Annotated in this window: 15 protein-coding genes; 9 read left to right on the top strand and 6 right to left on the bottom strand. The window is 37.8% G+C overall.

The genetic code is table 11. The annotated features are described in order from the left end of the window. Positions 1-90: 90 nt before the first annotated feature. Positions 91-690, bottom strand: coding sequence for a TetR/AcrR family transcriptional regulator (locus tag ACFX4E_RS07255; RefSeq protein WP_013082269.1), 600 nt, complete (start codon positions 688-690; stop codon positions 91-93). Positions 691-986: 296 nt separating this feature from the next. Here ACFX4E_RS07255 and ACFX4E_RS07250 point away from each other — a divergent pair, with 296 nt between their 5' ends. Then, complete coding sequence (locus tag ACFX4E_RS07250) at positions 987-1,892, top strand: chemotaxis protein (protein ID WP_098525319.1); 906 nt, start codon at positions 987-989, stop codon at positions 1,890-1,892. 50 nt (positions 1,893-1,942) lie between these two features. On the opposite strand, the gene ACFX4E_RS07245 is transcribed toward ACFX4E_RS07250, so the two are convergent. Then, complete coding sequence (locus ACFX4E_RS07245; RefSeq protein ID WP_013056025.1) at positions 1,943-2,410, bottom strand: YkyB family protein; 468 nt, start codon at positions 2,408-2,410, stop codon at positions 1,943-1,945. A gap of 255 nt (positions 2,411-2,665) precedes the next feature. Then, positions 2,666-3,178, bottom strand: coding sequence for a L,D-transpeptidase family protein (locus ACFX4E_RS07240; protein ID WP_098332283.1), 513 nt, complete (start codon positions 3,176-3,178; stop codon positions 2,666-2,668). A 109-nt stretch (positions 3,179-3,287) separates the two neighbouring features. Between ACFX4E_RS07240 and ACFX4E_RS07235 the strand changes: the two genes are divergently transcribed. Then, positions 3,288-4,814, top strand: a complete 1,527-nt coding sequence (locus ACFX4E_RS07235; protein WP_377237666.1) for a Ppx/GppA phosphatase family protein — start codon at positions 3,288-3,290, stop codon at positions 4,812-4,814. A gap of 73 nt (positions 4,815-4,887) precedes the next feature. Continuing rightward, on the top strand, positions 4,888-7,011 hold the full coding sequence (locus tag ACFX4E_RS07230; protein ID WP_136790091.1) for an RNA degradosome polyphosphate kinase: 2,124 nt from the start codon (positions 4,888-4,890) through the stop codon (positions 7,009-7,011). Between the two features lie 39 nt (positions 7,012-7,050). On the opposite strand, the gene ACFX4E_RS07225 is transcribed toward ACFX4E_RS07230, so the two are convergent. Together ACFX4E_RS07225 and ACFX4E_RS07220 are read right to left on the bottom strand one after the other, a co-directional pair. Continuing rightward, positions 7,051-7,344 carry a hypothetical protein gene (locus ACFX4E_RS07225; RefSeq protein WP_013082274.1) on the bottom strand — a complete coding sequence of 98 codons (294 nt, stop codon included), beginning with the start codon at positions 7,342-7,344 and terminating at the stop codon, positions 7,051-7,053. Between the two features lie 145 nt (positions 7,345-7,489). Beyond that, positions 7,490-8,356 carry a metallophosphoesterase gene (locus tag ACFX4E_RS07220; RefSeq protein WP_377237668.1) on the bottom strand — a complete coding sequence of 289 codons (867 nt, stop codon included), beginning with the start codon at positions 8,354-8,356 and terminating at the stop codon, positions 7,490-7,492. Positions 8,357-8,527: 171 nt separating this feature from the next. Here ACFX4E_RS07220 and fadH point away from each other — a divergent pair, with 171 nt between their 5' ends. From fadH to ACFX4E_RS07205, 3 genes are all read left to right on the top strand, one after another. Beyond that, positions 8,528-9,292 (top strand): 2,4-dienoyl-CoA reductase, encoded by a 765-nt coding sequence (fadH, locus tag ACFX4E_RS07215; protein ID WP_028407931.1) that lies wholly within the window; start codon positions 8,528-8,530, stop codon positions 9,290-9,292. A 105-nt stretch (positions 9,293-9,397) separates the two neighbouring features. Then, a complete protein-coding gene (locus ACFX4E_RS07210) occupies positions 9,398-10,609 on the top strand; it encodes an EAL domain-containing protein (RefSeq protein WP_013056032.1) in 1,212 nt (403 codons plus the stop codon). 156 nt (positions 10,610-10,765) lie between these two features. Next, positions 10,766-11,236, top strand: a complete 471-nt coding sequence (locus ACFX4E_RS07205) for a DUF3993 domain-containing protein (protein WP_060746737.1) — start codon at positions 10,766-10,768, stop codon at positions 11,234-11,236. A 41-nt stretch (positions 11,237-11,277) separates the two neighbouring features. On the opposite strand, the gene ACFX4E_RS07200 is transcribed toward ACFX4E_RS07205, so the two are convergent. Then, positions 11,278-11,514, bottom strand: coding sequence for a glutaredoxin domain-containing protein (locus ACFX4E_RS07200; protein ID WP_013056034.1), 237 nt, complete (start codon positions 11,512-11,514; stop codon positions 11,278-11,280). Positions 11,515-11,794: 280 nt separating this feature from the next. Here ACFX4E_RS07200 and ACFX4E_RS07195 point away from each other — a divergent pair, with 280 nt between their 5' ends. The 3 genes from ACFX4E_RS07195 (at position 11,795) to ACFX4E_RS07185 (ending at position 13,847) form a co-directional block, all read left to right on the top strand. After that, entirely contained in the window at positions 11,795-12,031 is a 237-nt protein-coding gene (locus ACFX4E_RS07195; protein ID WP_013056035.1) for a YkuJ family protein, read from the top strand. 382 nt (positions 12,032-12,413) lie between these two features. Then, positions 12,414-12,869 (top strand): cyclic-di-AMP-binding protein CbpB, encoded by a 456-nt coding sequence (gene cbpB / locus ACFX4E_RS07190; RefSeq protein ID WP_013056036.1) that lies wholly within the window; start codon positions 12,414-12,416, stop codon positions 12,867-12,869. A gap of 99 nt (positions 12,870-12,968) precedes the next feature. Next, positions 12,969-13,847 carry a transcriptional regulator CcpC gene (locus ACFX4E_RS07185; RefSeq protein ID WP_013056037.1) on the top strand — a complete coding sequence of 293 codons (879 nt, stop codon included), beginning with the start codon at positions 12,969-12,971 and terminating at the stop codon, positions 13,845-13,847. Positions 13,848-13,857 lie beyond the last annotated feature (10 nt).

The following is a 13,857-nucleotide window of genomic DNA, read 5'->3' as shown; positions in this document are numbered from 1 at the left end:
TTATTCATTCACTTTGTGTAGTATAAACCGTTTTGTCTGTAGAGTCCACAGCTATCTTTGATTTCTTGTTAAAAATTTGTGAACAGGCTTTTAGGAATGAATAAGAAACCCTCTAAATAGAAGAGTAACCGACTTATCTATTCTTTCTTGAAGGGTAGCAGAGTCGGGTTGGTTGGTACACCAGTAGAGAAGTGTGCCAAAAAAGTTAAGTATAGCAATAGAAGCCATTTCTTCGGCAGGGATATCGACTATAAGTTCACCTCGGTCTTGTCCTGTTTGAAAAACTTTTGTAAAATGAGCACGCATTTTTTCAATTTGAAGAATTTCAGATTGTTGAAAGGAACTGTTGGTAATAGCAATATGAAACCAAGAACGGATTAGGTGAGGGTTCGCTTCTTCGTTTGATTGTGCTAATAATAAAAACAGTTGTTTAACAATGGCAGCAGTTGATTCTTCTGTTTGAAGGAGCTGTTCTAATTTATAGGAGATACGGTTTGTAAAATTAATTCCAAGGTAGTGAAGAACTTCTTCTTTCGTTTTGAAGTAATTAAAAAATGTTCCCTTTGCTACACCCGCTTCATGGGTAATTTGAGACACAGTCGTTTTTTGATATCCCTGCTGTTGGAATAAAGAGATAGCTGCTTTTTGGATGCGTTTTTTTGTTTCTTCTTTTTGTAATCCTCTGTTCATAAATTACACCTCGTTCGAATAGGAGTAGTCGTTTGACTCAAGTTCATAAGCTAGTATAGAGAAGTAAAGTAGAGCAAGTAAAAAACTGAGCAGAGGATGAGATGACAGAGACCGACGCTCATGTTTTTATATAGTATATAATATTCTGTTAATTCGTAAAACAATATTTTATGTATATGTTTTAGGGAAAAAGGATAACAAAATAAGAAAATTTTTCTTTACGGATATAAGAGGCGGTCACTATAATGGGAAATATGGACTATTAGATAAGCAGGTGAGATGAGAGGAGTAAGTATATGAATCCAGATAAAGGAATTTTGTTGGAAAGTGGTACAAACGAACTGGAAATTGTCGAATTTGAGATAGGAAATGTTTGGTTTGGCATCAATGTAGTAAAAGTTAGAGAGATTATTAATCCCGTATCTATTACACCTGTTCCAAATGCGCATTCTTACATAGAAGGTATTATAGAGCTAAGAGGAGAAGTACTTCCTGTTGTTGACATAGCAAAAGCGTTAAAAATGGAGCCTTCAAATACACCGGAAAAAGATAAGTTAATTGTTACAGAGTTCAATCAGCAAAAAATTGTCTTTCATACCCATGCAGTGACGCAAATTCACCGTATTTCTTGGAAAGAAATTGAGAAGCCTTCAGATTTGTATCAAGGTTTGGAAACACAGATTACTGGAGTGGTAAAATTAAACGGTCAAATGATTCTGCTGTTAGACTTTGAAAAGTTGATTTCTGACGTGAACCCTGATGCGGGTATTAATCAGTCGAAAATAAAAAAGCTAGGGGCTAGGGAACGCTCTAATAAAAAGATTGTCGTGGCTGAAGACTCGCCGCTGCTGCGCCGAATGATTGAAGATACTCTTGCACAAGCAGGTTATGAGAACACGGAATTTTTTGAGAACGGTGAGGAAGCATGGAACTATCTAAGCTCGGTGATCGATGAAGGAGCGGAAATCAGTGATCAAGTCCAGCTGCTTATTACAGATATAGAAATGCCGCAAATGGATGGGCATCATTTAACTAAAAAAGTGAAAGAAAATCCTCAGCTTTCTATACTTCCAGTCATTATCTTCTCTTCTCTTATCACAGAAGATTTACGCCACAAGGGAAAGATGGTAGGAGCGGAAGGACAAGTAAGTAAGCCGGAAATCGGAGAGCTTGTTGAGTTGATCGATCTCTATATTTTGTAGGATCACAAAAAAGTGCCTGAAAGCAGATTGCTCCACTTCAGGCACTTTTTTTAAAAATAACTTTTACCCAGCGGTTTAAACACAGGTGCTTGCCGTTTTCTTGGAGTCGAAACAGGGCTTTTAGCCGGCTGTACGAGATGACCCGTATATTTAGATAATAAGCGCTTCGCATAAGATAATGACATAGTCGTTTTGGGATTTCGATACTGATGGTTTAAATGGCCGAGGTGTGATAACTCTTTGAAGTCTTCTTTCTTTGGAGGCATATGGAAAAAGTAGTCTCCAACTGATACAAGTACATCTGATTTTTGTTGACTTTTACCAGGGTTTGGCGAAAAGTGAAGTCCTTCTTTTTTTGCTTTTCCTTCTAAAATTAGTTGATCTAATGCAATTTTCTTTAACGTATATAACTGCTTAGGATCAGGAGCAGCTTTTGCGTGACGATTTACAGTGAAAATAGCTTGTGCAATCTCAGATACAGACGGGGTCAAAGAGCCTTGTCCATTTGCTTGAGACATACGTTCACTCCCTTTCTATCATATCAGCTGTTCAACCTATAAGGTGAAAGCTGATACGTTCATTATAGCGTGTCTTGTCCCATTTGAAAATAATTACACGAAGAAGTATTTTGGTAATTAATGAAATTTCCTATGTATAGGGTTTGTTTTGTTACGCTTCCTTATACAAGTAAAGTGGAACAGCACGCCATACTTTCTATTTTTAAAGAAATGCTGCTCACACAGTTAAACCATCATTGATTAGTAAATCCCGAACTATTGAGCCATTCGTCGAGAAGGTCGAATATAAACACCAGTCCCATTTGGCACAATTCGAGCTAGCTCATTTACTTGGGCATTATACATGCGAATGCATCCTTTGGATACGGCTTTTCCAATAGAACTTGGATCATTTGTTCCGTGAATGCCATATGACTTTTTAGACAAGCTTAGCCACATTGTGCCAAAAGGCCCCCCGGGGTTTGGCTCCCGGTTAACGATAACAAAGTCTCCAGTAGGGGTTGCGCTCAGCATTTTTCCTGCTGCAATGGGATAGACTTTTTGTATGATATTATTTTTTCGTAATTCAAGCTGTTTTTCAGCAATAAACACGTGGATCGTGTAAGGAATGAGCTCTTTATCAGGGAGGTTTGGAATGATGATTACTTGCCCAGGCTTCAGCGTGCTATGGCTTACAAAAGGATTAGCCATCCACAGGTCTTCAACCGGCATCCGGTAGTCACCTGAAACGCTTTGCCAGGTTTCACCGCGCTTTACTATATATCTCATTAGCTTCGCTCCTTTGATATATGACTATGTTGTAACAGTATACGATTGAAAAAAGTAAAAGTGACCTTTGTGAGCATAAAGTTATTTTGAAAAAGGTGTTGAAATTACATTGACTTATAAGCATGGACTGATTGATATAGGTTCAAATACGATACGCCTTGTTATTTATGAATACAAAAAAGGCAGAGGGTTTAAGCAAATTGAAAACGTGAAAGTAGCTGCACGGCTTCGAAATTATTTAAGTAAAGAAGGAGTGTTAACAGCTAAAGGAATATATACCTTGCTTGATACGCTTAAAACGTTTGGAGTTATTACCAAGCATCAGCAGCTCCCGCACGTTACCTGTGTGGCCACAGCTACCATCCGTCAAGCGGCTAATGCAAAAGAAGTTCTAGCGCTTGTAAAAAAAGAAACCGACTTTTCTATTCAACTATTGTCTGAATATGAAGAAGCGTACTACGGCTTTGTTGCCGTTATTCATTCCACTTCGATCGAAGAAGCCATTACAATTGACATTGGAGGGGGAAGTACGGAAGTTACGTATTTTAGCAATCGAGAGTTAGTGGAGTGCCACAGCTTTCCGTTCGGTGCCTTATCTCTGCGCCTGCAGTTCGTCAAAGGCAATATCCCCACTGCAGAAGAAAAAATGAAAATCCGCGATTTTGTAATCCGGCATTTCCATACTGTCCCGTGGCTTTTAAATCGCCAAGTTCCGATTGTAGCAATTGGAGGAAGTGCAAGAAGTATGGTGCAAGTGCATCAAGGTTTTATCCACTATCCTCTCGCCGGTCTGCATCAATATGAAATGAATTTAGCTGATATATTGCATGTGAAATCTGCTATAGGCTCATTGTCTTATCACAATCTTCAAAAGCTAGACCGCTTGTCAAAAGATCGTGCGGATACAATTTTGCCAGCGATTGAAGTATTTCAATCATTATATGAAACAGTGAACGCGACTCGCTTCATCTTAAGCCGCAAAGGCTTAAGAGAAGGGGTGTTATTTAAGGAAGCGTCTGATGCTAATATCCAGCCAATGTACCCCGATGTCATACAGCAAAGTTTTCAAGAAATAATGGAAGAGTTTGAAGTAAGTAAAGATTACGTCAAACAGCTTACGCGCACAGCTAGTATGATGTTTCAGCATCTTAAGGAGCAGGGACCGGTTGATTTAAAAGAGGATGACTTAGCGCTTCTTATAAAAGCTGCGCAAGTGTATGATATAGGAAAGTATATTGACGCGGAATCAAGCAGCCAGCATACGTTTTATGTGCTTGCTAATCGTACAATCGATGGTATTTCACATAGAGAACGTTTAAAGTTGGCACTTGTTTCTTCATATAAAGGGAAGTCTTCTTTTAGGCAATATGTTGCTCCTTTTAAAAAGTGGTTAACAAAAGAAGAACAAAAAAAAGTCCAGCTGCTCGGTGCGGTTTTAAAAATAGCTGACGGTTTACATGCAACAAAGCGAAATATTGTTCAACATATTGACATGAAAAGCGATGAAAACACAGTTACGATTAAACTATTATGTACAAAAACCTTTCGTGCTGAACAATATCAGGCTGAAAAACAGAAAAAGCATCTAGAAAAAGTAGTGAAAAAAAATATTGTTCTTGAATTTACTAAGCTTTAGAATAACGCTGGATCGGTTAGAATATTCAGTATAGCTAACTAGATTAAATCCATTATCCTGGAAGGTGAGGCTAATGTTAGAAAGTAATCGCACTTATAAGCAAACCATACAAGTGGCTGATTCAGCTTATTACAATAATCGTGAATTGAGCTGGCTGGCTTTTAACAAGCGGGTGCTGGAAGAAGCAGTAGATACGAAAAATCCTTTGCTTGAGCGGTTTAAATTTCTAGGAATTTTCAGTTCAAATCTGGATGAGTTTTTTATGATTCGGGTAGCCGGATTAAAAGATCAAGTGAAAGCTGGATTTAGCAAACCTGAAAACAAAGCAGGCTTAACTCCTAAACAGCAGCTATTTTCTATCTCCAAACAAAACCACGATCTAGTCAAGCAGCAGTATGAGACGTATATTCACACACTTCTTCCCGAATTACAGAAATACGGCGTGGAAATCATTACGGTTGAAAAGCTGGAGAAATCAAATCTAGATAAGCTTGAACAGTATTTTGACGAGCAAATCTTTCCCGTATTAACTCCTATGGCTATTGATACCTACCGGCCGTTTCCCATGTTGATGAATAAAAGCTTGAACTTAGCAGTCGTCCTTTCAGAAAATTTAAATGATGAGCAGCAAATTGCCGAGATAAAAGGAAGGTTAGCTATCGTTCAAGTACCTTCGATGCTAACGCGCTATATTGAAATAGCCACGTCAGATTCTACCCGTCTATTTGTATTGCTAGAGGATGTAATTGCCTATTTTATTAAAAAGTTGTTTAAGGGATACCGCGTTTCTTCCGTTTCTCGATTTCGAATTACCCGCAACGCAGATATGACTATCCACGAAGAAGACGCTCAAGATTTACTAAAAGAAATTGAAGAAGAGTTACAGAAGCGAAAATGGGGAGCGGCTGTTCGGCTTGAGATTAAGAGTCCATATGACCAGGGTGTACTAGCGTATTTAAAGTCAGTACTTGAAATTGACGATGAAGATGTGTATGAGATCGAAGGACAGCTGGATTTAACCAGTTTATTTTCGTTTTATAGATTACTTAAATCTACGCATGAAGAGTTGGCTGAAAAAGCCTTTATTCCCAAGCTTACAACAGAGTTACACCCGGATCAAAATGTTTTCGACCAAATGGTTCAAAGAGATATTTTGCTTCACCATCCTTATGAATCGTTTAAGCCGGTACTTGATTTTGTCAACGGTGCAGCAGACGATGAAAATGTGCTCGCTATTAAGCAAACGTTATACAGGGTAAGCGGAGATTCTCCCGTTATTAAAGCATTAAAACGAGCGGCTGCAAAAGGTAAGCAAGTGACGGTACTAGTTGAATTAAAGGCGAGGTTTGATGAAGAGAATAATGTGCAATGGGCTAAAGAGCTAGAGCGGGCAGGGTGCCACGTGATATATGGAATGACTCATTTAAAAACGCATGGTAAAATTACGCTCGTGGTGAGAAGAGAAGGAGAGCATATTAAACGATTTGTTCATCTTGGTACTGGGAATTACAACGATGCGACAGCAAAGATCTATACGGATATAAGTCTTTTTACTGTCAACCGAAACATCGGGATAGATGCGGCCAATTTTTTTAATTACTTAAGTGGCTATACGCAAAAACCAGTATATCATCATTTATCCGTTGCACCATTTGATATAAGAAACGATTTTTTGCATCTCATTGATCAGGAAATCCATTATCACAGACGGTATGGAAACGGAAGAATTATTGGAAAAATGAACTCGTTGACGGATAAGGTTTTAATTATGAAGCTATATGAAGCTTCTATAGCGGGTGTGACAATCGAACTCATTGTTAGAGGAGCGTGCTGCTTGCGCCCTCAAATTCAAGGCGTTAGCGAGAATATAAGAGTAAGAAGCATTGTCGGACGATTTTTAGAGCATAGCCGAATCTATTATTTTCATCATAATAAACAGGAAAAGTTTTTCTTTTCATCTGCAGATATGATGACAAGAAATATGGTGAAACGAGTAGAAATTTTATTTCCTATCTTGGATACACATTTGAAAAAAAAAGTGTGGAAGTGGCTTGAAGTTATGCTTGCTGATAATGTAAAAGCACGAGAACAAGATCAAGAAGGGAATTATCATTACGTCATAAAAAAAGAACATGACCTCTCTATTAATAGTCAAGAGATCTTTTGTCAATATGCTCTTTGCGACAATCAAGAATAACATAAAAAAAGCCGAATACTCGGCTTTTTAGTCATGTTATTATCTAGGAATGGGACCAACAGGACCGTATCCAGGTCCGTAGTATGTGTTATAAACAGGAGCACCGCCTCCATAGCCGGCACCAGGGTAGCCTCCTCCAGGAAATCCACCGCCGTAAAACGGAACTGGATAAGGATAAGGTGGTGGACAGCACCCAGGTCTGCCTCCAAAACCGCCAACAGCTAGTCCGCCAAGCAGCCCACCAGCTAAGCCAGCAACAAAAGGAAATCCAAAAAAGCGCTCGTCACCATTTGGAATATTACGATATCCTGTATAGGGATATTGATAGTACATAATTTAACCTCCTTGTCAGTTGTCTTTGTAGTGTATGGCTGAACGGAAGCTTTTGAGCCTGGTTTATTTCTTTAAGACTAGAATTAGGCGGTCATGATCAGCTAAAAAAAGACAAAAAACATAAAAACGCCCTTACGGGGCGTTTTTATGTTGATTGCAAGGTGAAAAGCGTAATTTCAGGCGTAGCTAAAAAACGAAAAGGAATGCGAGTGGTTCCTAAGCCTCTATTCACATAAAGCTTCATTTTAGAATCTCCAACTTCGTACATTCCTTCAGGGTAAACCGTCCCAAAGGGCGGTGTAATCAAAGGACCGTAAAAAGGAATTTGAATTTGGCCTCCATGACTATGGCCGGAGAGCTGAAGATCCACTGGAAAAGGAGCTGCTTTGACAGCAACGTCAGGTTCATGAATCATAGCAATAGAAAAAATGTCCGGCTGTAATTGCCCTAGCGTTCCTTCATATTGTGGGTTCCCAAGCATAATATCATCGAGTCCACAAATATGAATGTAGCTTTTATCGGGCAAGGACACCGTGTCAACTTCATTTACTAAAAGTCTAAATCCTGCGTCTTCAATGGCTTGTTTGTAGATATTTGTTCCATATCCCCCGTGATCATGATTACCATATATAGCATATTTTCCAAGAGGAGCCTGAAGCCTCTGTAAAATCGGAGGAATTCTTTCTGGATGCGGGTATTCATTAGGTACATCCATTAAATCTCCGGTAAATAATATAATAGTAGGCTTCAAATTATTTATGGTCACCATAAGCTGTTCTAGTTGTAATAAATCATAAGAGAGTCCAAGATGAATATCACTAAATTGTAAAATTTTTATTCCGTTAAAGCTTTTCGGAATGTTTTTAGAAGTAATTGTATGACGAACAATTTGCAGACGTCTAGGCTCAATATATTTGGCATATGTATACCCAAAAGACGTGGTGAGCAAAGACCCTAACGAAATAGACGCTAGTCCTTTCAAAAAAGATCGTCTTGTATACGTCTTTTTCATGCAAAATCAACCTATTCCTTATAGTTTTCAAGTTTTCATTATAGCATTGTTTTTTTTATCATCACAACGAGAAGTCTGCTTTTAAGTTAAATGGATAAAAGTTTCACTTTATTCAGAAAAAATAGTAAAATGATAGTTGTAAAACACTTATGTTTTGGGGAGGAATATAAATTGAAGAACAAGGTCGTAATTGTTACTGGCGGTTCAAGCGGAATGGGAAAACATATGGCGAAGCGATTTGCAGAACAAGGTGCTCATGTGGTAATCACAGGTAGGTCAGCCGATCGATTACAAGAGACAGAAAATGAAATTAAAACGTTTGATGGACAGGTACTTTCAGTGGTAATGGATGTACGCAATCCAGAAGATGTAGAACGAATGGTTCAAGAAACGGACAAGGCATTTGGCCAAATTGATTTTTTAGTTAATAACGCTGCAGGCAATTTTATATGTGCAGCTGAAGACTTATCCATTAATGGATGGAACAGCGTAATTAATATCGTATTAAATGGTACATTTTATTGCAGTTCCGCAGTAGGGAAATATTGGATCGATAAAGGTACAAAAGGGGCCATTACAAACATTGTGGCTACATATGCATGGAATGCAGGAGCAGGTGTTATTCATTCAGCTTGTGCCAAGTCAGGAGTTTTAACCATGACGCGCACGCTCGCGGTAGAGTGGGGAAAGAAATATGGTATACGGGTAAATGCGATTGCACCGGGGCCGATCGAGCGAACAGGAGGAGCCGATAAATTATTTGAGTCAGAAAAAATGAAAGCGCGTACATTGAATTCTGTACCACTAGGACGCCTTGGAACTCCTGAGGAAATAGCAGGATTAGCCAGTTTCTTATTCTCCGATGAAGCATCTTATATCAATGGGGAATGCATCACAATGGACGGGGGACAGTGGCTAAATCAGCATCCTTTTTAAGGTTGGATACGCACTAAAAAGTACAAAGCAAACCGAGAAGGGCTAGCAAAATTATGCTATTCGTATTATACTAACGTAAAGTGAACAAGGAGAGGGGAGAGTTGAGTGGACCCGTTAGATGTATTAACAAACATAGAGAAAACTCTTCCGTATTATCAAGCAATTTTTAGTGCAGATGGACATAGAGTAATTGGCTATGAAGTGTTGGCGAGGTTTCAAAATGAAGGGGAAATTGAAAGTCTCGGCCCATTCTTTCATGATGATGCGATTCCGGATGAATATCGCATAGAAGTTGATTATGCTGTTTTAACGCAAGCGCTCGAGCATATGTTGACCCAGGAAGAACAATTTTTAATTTTTATTAATCAGAACCCTAATTTATTAATGAACGATCATGGAGAATCCTTGCTAGAATTATTGCAACTTTTCGAAAATAAAGGATTATCGCTTGATCGAATTGTTCTCGAAATTACAGAACACAATTTTAGTGGAGATTTGGAATCACTTCAACACTTACTAAAGTATTATCAAACATATGGTATTAAGATTGCAATTGATAATATAGGAAAAGAAAGTAGTAATCTAGACAGGATTGGGTTGCTTTCACCAGATATCTTAAAAGTAGATTTACATATTCTGAGACAAACGGACATGGCGCAGTCGTATCAAGACGTATTGTATTCTTTATCTCTGTTAGCAAGAAAAATGGGTGCTACGCTTCTATACGAAGATATAGAAGCCTCCTATCAGCTGCAATATGCATGGAGAAACGGAGGCAGGTATTTTCAAGGTTATTATTTACATAAGCCGGCTGCTGAACTTGTCGATCCGAACATCTTAAAGGATAAACTAAAGGAACGTTTTGAAATGTATATCGCTCACGAAAAGAAAAAGCTGCTTGCTGTTTACCAGCTGACAGAACGCTTTCAAGATAAAATGCAGCAGGTAATGACAAAGTGCAGAAAGTTAGAAACGTATGACGATATGCTGCCTGTTATTGCAGAAGAACTATCCAACGTGTGTTTTCGCCTTTACATCTGCGATGAAAATGGATTTCAAAAGTCTTCTAACTATGTAAAGAAAAACGAGGATTGGATTCTTGAACCTGAATATGTAAAGAAAAATTGGAGCTGGCGCCCATATTTTCTTGAGAATATTATTCGAATGAGCTATGAAAAAAAAGGCATATTATCAGATTTGTATAATGATATTGAAACAGGTGAGAATATCCGAACTTTTTCGTATCCGATTGATAATATGCACTATATATTCCTTGATATTTCATATTCTTTTTTATACGAAAGAGACGTTTTGTAGAGAATAAATAAGTTGAAGTTAAACCGGCAACCAGCAAAAGTGGTTGCCGTTTTTTTATGTTTTTTTAGAAGAGAACGACAGTCGGTTATAGAGATATGCATAGGCAAAGAAAATTTCGGAATTCTAATAAAAAAGAAGTTAAGGAGCTGATTTAATTTGAAGAAAATATGCTTACTTGTCTTTTTGCTGATTGTCTTGTACTCAGGAAAGTCTGTTCATGCAGAAGTATCAGGAGAGATTAGGCATGAAATCTTTATAAATTTGCAGGACGCTTATCAGGCTCAGCTAAGAGCTGCGTCTGCTCATACTAATCAAGACGCTGTTCGTGAGCTGAAATTGTTTTTAGATGATGAGTATGCATCTGTGTTTTTTAATGAGGCTCTCTTACAAAAAGCTCAAGGATATGTCGGAGAGGGACCTGAATATTTAACACACTACATCCCTTTCTTTTCTTTCGATGAACAAACGAAGGTAGCTCTTCATTCCGACCAAAACAAAGCTTATGTCTATCAATTTTTTCCGGCTGTGCATAATGAAAGGGTAAAATACCAAGATCATTACGAAATGATCACGTTAGTAAAAAAACAAGGGAAATGGAAAGTGCAAAAGTTTATATATAGTAAGTAACACTCAAAATAGCCGAGAAAAGCTTATTTTGAGTGTTTCGGTTACCCGATGTTAAGAAGCTTCTCAAGCGCTTGAAGGTCAAATCCTCTGATAATTTCCTGGTCAACACGAATGGTCGGAGTGGAATAAGACTCTAACTCAGTAGTCATTCGTTTTCGAGCAGAAGCATCTTTAGATACGTCAAATTCTTTATAGGAAACGTGATGATGCTGTAAAAACTGTTTAACAATTTCGCAAGGTGGGCAAGCTGGTTGTGTGTACAACTCTATAGATCTCAATGAAAGCACCTCCCTATATTAAAATGAATGGTGTTAAAGTAGAATGAAGTTTTGTATGATACATAGTATATCGCTATGTTATTATAATAAAAAACGACATATATCGCTATAATAAGGCATTTTCTTATGAAAAATCACGTAAAGTACTTGTGTTTTTTTAGTATGTGGCATATAGTGAAATGGTGTCTTTTAAGTATTAGTTTAGATAAAGTATTTATTTGAATTGATATTGTAGAAAAGTCGAATGCGTAATGATGTAATAGGTGAAAGGAGAGATTATATGTCACAATTACAAGGTATTTTAACTCGTCTTGTGAATCTCCGTGAGCAAGCAAGTGGAAGTGAAGCGCCACAACGCTTCTTCGAAGTAGAGGGAAAAAGAATTTGCAGCGTGAAATATCATGCAAAAACTGAAACATACGAACTTGAAGTATATCAAGATGGTGAAAAGCCAGCCGTTTATCAATTTGATAACGTTGATATGATTGCAATTGAGATTTTTGAACTTATTCATTAAGGGATAAAGCAAAACGAATGCCGCAAAGGATTTTATACTTTGCGGCATTTTTTTGTTACTGCGTATAGAGTTTTTGCGGTGGCTTCTGTCCTATTTTCCCGAGAAATATCGACAAAGCGATAGCGGATTTTCTGATAAATGGAAGGAACGGGTCGAATGCTGTAAAAAAATCAAAATAAAAAATTCAGATAATTATGAACTTTCGTTGACACTTGTTTTAAAAAAATCTAGACTTAACATATAAGGGAAAACATCGAGTGTGTCTGCTTCTATTCCCTCTTAAAGGTTCACATTTACGTAAGCAAGCTATTTTCATTTTGTAGCTTGTTCTTTTTCTCTTTACACACGTGGAAGTTATGAGAAATGGAAGGAGAATGTATAAATGATTGATATTGATCACAATCAGTTAAATCAAATTGAACTTCGAGATTTGCTTGTCACTTCTGATAAAGTTGCTCATGTTCAAGTGGGAAATAATTTAGAACATGCTTTGCTTGTGTTAACAAAGACTGGCTATACGTCCATTCCCGTATTAAATCCAAGGTTTCAGCTGCAGGGGTTCGTGAGCATGACGCTTATTTTAGATTCGATTTTAGGATTAAAGCGCATTGAATTTGAACGATTAGAAACCATGAAAGTAGAAGAAGTTATGAATCAAAATGTCCCTCGTGTCTCCATGAAAAAATCTGTATTAAAAGTCATAAATGCCATGATTAACCATCCTTTTTTGTGCGTAGAGAATGAAGATGGCATTTTTGAAGGGATTTTAACACGAAGAAATTTGTTGAAGTCATTAAGAAGGCAGTCCATCATTCTCCCGAAAGAGTCATTTCAATAATTTTTTTAAGAAATCGTGTTTCAGCCTATCTTTCTCCGTTTTTTTCTTATATGATAAAGGTAAAATGAAAGTAAAAAGAGGCTTGAAAGGAATAACTGAATGCAATTAATAGAATGTCGAATGCTCGTTGTATTAGCTCAAGAATTAAATATGAGAAAAGCTGCAGAGAGATTATTTGTATCGCAACCAGCTTTATCACAGAGGCTGCAAACCATTGAAAAAGCATGGGATACACAAATCTTCATTCGTTCGCAAAAAGGACTGTCATTAACGCCTGCTGGAGAAAAGATTGTTCAATTTGCAAAAGAAGTGGTAGAAAAAGAAGATCGGGTTCGTGAGGACTTGCATCATTTAGATAATGAAGTATATGGTACACTCAAATTAGCGGTGGCTTCGATTATTGGACAGCACTGGCTGCCGGCGGTGTTAAAACGCTATATGGATCGCTACCCACATGCTAAAATCTCTCTTGTAACCGGCTGGAGCAGTGAAATGCTTCGCTATCTGTACGAAGATGAGGTACATATTGGAATCATACGCGGAAATCCGGATTGGAAAGGCGTCAAAGAACATTTATTTACAGATCCTCTTTACCTAGTTGATTCAGAAATTGAAAGGGCAGCGGAAGTAGTAAATACCCATCGACCATTTATTCAATTTAAAAGTGACTCAACGTATTATCAAGAAATTTTAGAATGGTGGCATCGAGAGTTTCATACTACACCGAAGCGTACGATTGTAGTGGATCAGATTGAGACGTGTAAGCAAATGGCTTTAAATGGTCTTGGCTTCGCTATTTTACCATCGATTGCTATTAAAGAAGCTGGAAGCCATATTCACCGGACGCCGCTTCTGAAAGCAAATGGAGAGCCAATTACGCGAGACACTTCTTTAGTTGGATATGAATCAGCGTTTAAACTGAAGCAAGTTCGAGCATTTGTTGATATTGTACGTGAATATGTAAGAGAAACGGTATAAAGCGAGCCTA

The sequence above is a fragment of the Priestia sp. YIM B13491 genome, from assembly GCF_042787605.1.
In the GTDB taxonomy this organism is placed as follows: Bacteria; Bacillota; Bacilli; order Bacillales; family Bacillaceae_H; genus Priestia; species Priestia megaterium_E.
The sequence above is the reverse complement of the archived record's forward strand: the minus strand, read 5'-3'. Positions and strand labels throughout refer to the sequence as shown.

Excerpts from the sequence above, each read along its gene's own strand:
- ACFX4E_RS07255 (WP_013082269.1), bottom strand. The coding sequence starts at position 690 with ATGAACAGAGGATTACAAAAAGAAGAAACAAAAAAACGCATCCAAAAA.
- ACFX4E_RS07250 (WP_098525319.1), top strand. The coding sequence starts at position 987 with ATGAATCCAGATAAAGGAATTTTGTTGGAAAGTGGTACAAACGAACTG.
- ACFX4E_RS07245 (WP_013056025.1), bottom strand. The coding sequence starts at position 2,410 with ATGTCTCAAGCAAATGGACAAGGCTCTTTGACCCCGTCTGTATCTGAG.
- ACFX4E_RS07240 (WP_098332283.1), bottom strand. The coding sequence starts at position 3,178 with ATGAGATATATAGTAAAGCGCGGTGAAACCTGGCAAAGCGTTTCAGGT.
- ACFX4E_RS07230 (WP_136790091.1), top strand. The coding sequence starts at position 4,888 with ATGTTAGAAAGTAATCGCACTTATAAGCAAACCATACAAGTGGCTGAT.
- ACFX4E_RS07225 (WP_013082274.1), bottom strand. The coding sequence starts at position 7,344 with ATGTACTATCAATATCCCTATACAGGATATCGTAATATTCCAAATGGT.
- ACFX4E_RS07220 (WP_377237668.1), bottom strand. The coding sequence starts at position 8,356 with ATGAAAAAGACGTATACAAGACGATCTTTTTTGAAAGGACTAGCGTCT.
- ACFX4E_RS07195 (WP_013056035.1), top strand. The coding sequence starts at position 11,795 with ATGTCACAATTACAAGGTATTTTAACTCGTCTTGTGAATCTCCGTGAG.
- cbpB (WP_013056036.1), top strand. The coding sequence starts at position 12,414 with ATGATTGATATTGATCACAATCAGTTAAATCAAATTGAACTTCGAGAT.
- ACFX4E_RS07185 (WP_013056037.1), top strand. The coding sequence starts at position 12,969 with ATGCAATTAATAGAATGTCGAATGCTCGTTGTATTAGCTCAAGAATTA.